General features: G+C 66.9%; 1 protein-coding gene and 1 pseudogene. Both read right to left on the reverse strand.

Annotation, left to right across the window (positions count from 1 at the left end; all coding sequences use genetic code 11):
• A pseudogene (locus tag AC08ON_RS17800) lies at nucleotides 1–499 on the reverse strand (hypothetical protein); the annotation flags it as partial.
• Between the two features lie 185 nt (nucleotides 500–684).
• Complete coding sequence (locus AC08ON_RS17805; protein ID WP_011437824.1) at nucleotides 685–921, reverse strand: DUF397 domain-containing protein; 237 nt, start codon at nucleotides 919–921, stop codon at nucleotides 685–687.
• Between the last annotated feature and the right edge of the window lie 615 nt (nucleotides 922–1536).

Genomic DNA, 1536 nt, shown 5'->3' on the forward strand with positions numbered 1-1536 from the left:
TGACGGTCACCAGATGGGGTACCCGGATCAGATCGGCGAAGCCGCTGAGATCCGGCCGCACCCCGGCGGTGACGACGTTGTCACCGACCTCCGGCTCGCAGCCGGACCCGGGGGGGCCGCCGGGGGCGGGCGTACCGCCTGCTCCCGGCCGTCTCAGGGCATTGCGCAGATGAGAGGCGAACGCCAAGGCCAGCGCGCTGCGGCCTGGCGGGCTGGCCTGAGCGTGCAGGACGATGGCGTCGACTCCCGGCGCGCGGAGCCGCTCGGCCGCCGCGCGAACCAGCCAGGCCGGCTCGACCAGGACGAAACCGACCTGCGCGCGCCGCCGCTCCTCGATGGCGTCGCAGCCGCGGATGGCGTCGCAGCCGCGTCCCGACGGGGTCCGCACCCTCATGGACTCGTGAATCCACTGGCAGGTGATGAGTCCGTCGGCACCGGGAAGTGAGAGGAGCGGCAGATCCTCCGAGCTGAAGATCCGTTCAGGGATCGACGTGGGCATGCTGTCTCCGTCTCGCCACGCGCCCGCCCGGACCGGGCGGGCACCGCCCCCCAGGCCACAATCGGCCGCGGTGCCCACACCGTCCACGACCCGGCGTGGGATCCCTGCATAGGGAGCCCACGCGGCGATGGAACGCACCCGCCTCGTCGAGGCTGCCGGAACCGGGAAGGCCATGACGGGTGCGACTACTGGAGCAGGTTGTCGAAGTCGCCGTCTTTGGCCCCGAGTATCAGAGCCTCGATTTCAGCTCGGGTATACACCAGAGCGGGTCCGTTTGGATGCCGAGAGTTACGGACGGCAACTTCGTCACCCGGAAGCTTCGCCATTTCGACGCAGTTTCCCTGCGAGTTGCTCCGACGGCTCTTCTGCCATGTCACGCGCTGCAGTGCCGCGGCGGACATACCGCTGTAGATCTTGGTCATGTCGATCTCCTGAAGCCCCGGAAAGCCATGCCGCCACGGCCCCGACCCACGCCGTCCGCTCGCCATACCACCGACGGGCCAACCAGCGACCGCCGGCCGACCGCCAGCCAAACCCACGATGGAACACCCCCCCGGAAGACCATCCCATCATGCCAGCGTGTGCGGCTGCACGAACTTTGGCTCACGATACAGCACGGTCGGGTGCACGTGCATCAAGCGGGCGACAGATGCCCGGCCCGATGCCTCGCGCCGCCGCGGCCTCCACGCCGAACCAGTGCCGAGGCGGCCCCAGGGAAGCCCAAAGAAAGATCAAGAGAAAATCAAGGGAGCATCGACAGCTTCCGACGGGGGCGCCGATGATGTTGATATAACTACCGAAAGCACTAAAAATCCCATGGCAAGAACCATAAAAGCACCACGAATCTGCGCCCAGTCCGTCCGTGGGGCTCCGCAGAAGGACCATGGACGGGCCTCGACCCCACTAGGCGAAACGTCCGAAAAATCCGAAGAGTGACGAATCCGACCCGTGCGCCGGGCAGCCGTACAAGGCGGTCGCGGACCGAGCCGGGAGAAAAAGATCCCCGGACTTAGCTTGTCGTTTAACCTGTCGGTCCT

It is taken from the genome of Frankia sp. CoWAU3 (genome assembly GCF_977971855.1).

Coding starts and splice junctions, on each gene's coding strand:
- AC08ON_RS17805 (WP_011437824.1), bottom strand. CDS start 921: ATGACCAAGATCTACAGCGGTATGTCCGCCGCGGCACTGCAGCGCGTG.